The 2,543-nt window shown below is 69.8% G+C and carries 4 protein-coding genes; all 4 read left to right on the top strand.

Translation table 11 applies throughout. The features are described 5' to 3' along the window. Positions 1 to 280: 280 nt before the first annotated feature. The 4 genes from QMK24_RS41015 to QMK24_RS41000 all read left to right on the top strand — a co-directional run bounded on the left by QMK24_RS41015 (position 281) and on the right by QMK24_RS41000 (position 2,512). Positions 281 to 745: a hypothetical protein gene (locus tag QMK24_RS41015; RefSeq protein ID WP_283472010.1), complete on the top strand. Its 465-nt coding sequence runs from the start codon at positions 281 to 283 to the stop codon at positions 743 to 745. Positions 746 to 857: 112 nt separating this feature from the next. Beyond that, a complete protein-coding gene (locus QMK24_RS41010) occupies positions 858 to 1,223 on the top strand; it encodes a hypothetical protein (RefSeq protein ID WP_283472009.1) in 366 nt (121 codons plus the stop codon). A gap of 66 nt (positions 1,224 to 1,289) precedes the next feature. Next, positions 1,290 to 1,598 carry a transposase gene (locus QMK24_RS41005; RefSeq protein WP_283472008.1) on the top strand — a complete coding sequence of 103 codons (309 nt, stop codon included), beginning with the start codon at positions 1,290 to 1,292 and terminating at the stop codon, positions 1,596 to 1,598. Further along, positions 1,595 to 2,512, top strand: coding sequence for an IS3 family transposase (locus QMK24_RS41000; protein WP_283472007.1), 918 nt, complete (start codon positions 1,595 to 1,597; stop codon positions 2,510 to 2,512). Before QMK24_RS41005 ends, QMK24_RS41000 begins: the two co-directional genes overlap by 4 nt. Positions 2,513 to 2,543 lie beyond the last annotated feature (31 nt).

Here is a 2,543-nt window from a genome sequence, read left to right as displayed (position 1 = left end):
CTGACATCCGTCCTGACATTGCGGCGATCCTGACGTACTGACCTGGGCGAACACCGGCCAGACGGCGGATTCCGGGTGTGTGGCGTCCTGACCTGACACGCTCCTCGCGCCCGGCTGCGCCCGGCTGCGCCCGGGGGCGAGGGGCGTGCCCGGGGGCGGCCGGCCCGCACCACGGGCCCGGCCCGCAGGGTGGACCAGGCCCCGAGGTTCTCGCGCCACCGCGTGGGACGGGCGGGCTCACCTGACGGCCACAGCCCACGGCAGGTCCTACACAGGCCGTATGAGTCGCAGCCGAGAAGAGACCACCACCCAGGATCTGCCGGGCAGTCTGTGGCACGCCCTGTTCCAGCTCCAGCACACCCATCCCGACCCGGTGGGCCGCGTCGGGCCGCTCGCCCGTCCGGCCGGCCTGCTGTCCTTCGCCGCGGCCACCGACACCATCCTCGCGGCCCGCGTGCAGCTGTCCGGTGCGGAGACGATGCACGAGTTGAACGAGACGCTCCGCTCGATGACCGGCGGCCTCCAGGCCCACTTCACCGGCCCCGGCGTCGCGCTGGAAGTCACGCTCGGCAGACGGCAGGAGCTCCCAATACACGCGGCGCACACCGTCGGCCTCACCCGGCTCTTCCAGATCGCCGCTGGCACCATCGGCGCCCGCAGCACACCGGGGGGCGGCCGGTGCTTCCACTGCGACGGGACCGGGCTTGCCCGCCCGCTGTGGGAGCCGGCGGCCGGGCAAGCCTGAACGGGAATGCGGGCAAGCCGCCCCGAACGGCGGCTTGTCCACCCCGCCCCTGTGCGCTGAGGTGGTGCCGCCCTGCCGGACGTCCCGGCTGGGCTCGCGAGGGAGGCACCCGGTGCAGACCTTCGAGACGGGGGAGAGGGTCGTTCGGCGCGATGTGCACCGCTCCGGGCGGATGTGGAGCGAACAGGCGCTACGGGTTCTCGCCGACACGGACCAGGCGCCGGTGACCGCATGCGCGCCGGGAGCCGCGGCCCGCTGGCCCACCCTGTACGCCAAGGCCCGCGCAGACGGCGACCGGTCGGTGCGCACGGAGGCGTTCGACGCGATGGCGTCGGGGGAGTGGGAGCTCGCGCCCGGGGTGTGGCAGGAGACGGAGCTGCTGCTGTGGAAGCCGCCGACGGCGTGGTTCAGCATCAACGCCTTCTACACGACGGCCGGGCTGCGGAACTGGTACGTCAACTTCGAGCACCCCACCTGAGGTTCCCCCGAGATGCGGAGGAAGTTGTTCACGGGTCAGATGGGACTCATGAGAGGACCTGTGACCATGGCTGCACCCCGGAAATACTCGCTGGAGTTGCGTGAGCGTGCGGTACGGATGTATCGCACCACGGAGCCGAAGCCGCAGATCAAGAAGCTGGCTGTCGACCTCGGTGTGCATCCTGAGGCCCTGCGCGGCTGGATCCGCCAGGCCGAGGCGGACGCCGGTGAGCGGGATGACCGGCTCACTACCGACGAACGTGCCGAACTCACGGCCCTGCGCAAGGAGAACTCCCAGCTCAAGCGGGCCAACGACGTCCTGCGGACGGCCTCGGCGTTTTTCGCGGCGCAACTCGACCCGACCCGGCCCAGGTGACGGCGCTCGCCCGCGAGCATCCCCGCCTGGGAGTCGAGTGCGTACTTCGGGAACTGCACATCTCCTCCTCCACCTACTACCGCTGGCGCCGCGCCGAGAAGGAGCCCTGCGACCGGCGGCGTCGCGACGTCGAGCTGACCGAGCGGATCAGGGAGATCCACGCCGGCTCCGCCGGTATCTACGGGTCTCCACGCGTGCACGCCGTGCTCAGACGCGAGGGCACGCGGGTGGGACGCAAGCGGGTCGAGCGATTGATGCGCGAGGCCGACCTCGCGGGTGTCAGCCCACGCCGCAAGGGCTTCACCCGGCGAGACCCCAAGGCCACGCTCGCCCCGGACCTGGTCAACCGGGACTTCACCGCGCCCGCGCCGAACCGGTTGTGGGTCACCGACCTCACGATGATCTCCACCGCCGAAGGCCCTCTGTGGCTCTCCGCGATCCGCGACGCGTTCTCCCGCCGCGTCGTCGCCTGGGAGACTTCCGCCCGCGCCGACGCCGACCTGGTCCTGACCACACTCGAGTACGCGCTCGCCAGTCGTGAAGTCGAGCCCGGCAAACTCATCCACCACGCCGACCACGGCTGTCAATATACGTCCATCAAGCTCACAACCCGACTACTGCGAGCTGGAGTTGACGCATCCATGGGTTCCATCGGGGACTCCTACGATAACGCCCTCGCGGAGAACCTGTGGATGCTGATCAAGACCGAGTGCGTGCGCGGCCGCGTCTTCGCCACACGTGCCGAGGCGAACCTCGCGCTCTTCGAGTACATCGACGGCTTCTACAACAGCCGGCGCATCCAGAAACGGCTCGGCTACCTCAGCCCGGTCGAGTTCGAGGAGAAGCACTACGCCGAACAGGCAACGACCGAACGAGCGAACCTGAAACCCCGTCAACCCTCCCTGACCAGCTGATCAGCACCTCCCGAGCAACGGGGGAACCTCA

The sequence above is a fragment of the Streptomyces sp. PH10-H1 genome (assembly GCF_030063355.1).
GTDB lineage: Bacteria > Actinomycetota > Actinomycetes > Streptomycetales > Streptomycetaceae > Actinacidiphila.
This window is presented reverse-complemented; position numbering and strand designations above follow the sequence as displayed.

What these genes read in the sequence shown, in the direction of transcription:
- QMK24_RS41015 (WP_283472010.1), top strand. Translation starts at nt 281, where the DNA reads ATGAGTCGCAGCCGAGAAGAGACCACCACCCAGGATCTGCCGGGCAGT.
- QMK24_RS41005 (WP_283472008.1), top strand. Translation starts at nt 1,290, where the DNA reads ATGGCTGCACCCCGGAAATACTCGCTGGAGTTGCGTGAGCGTGCGGTA.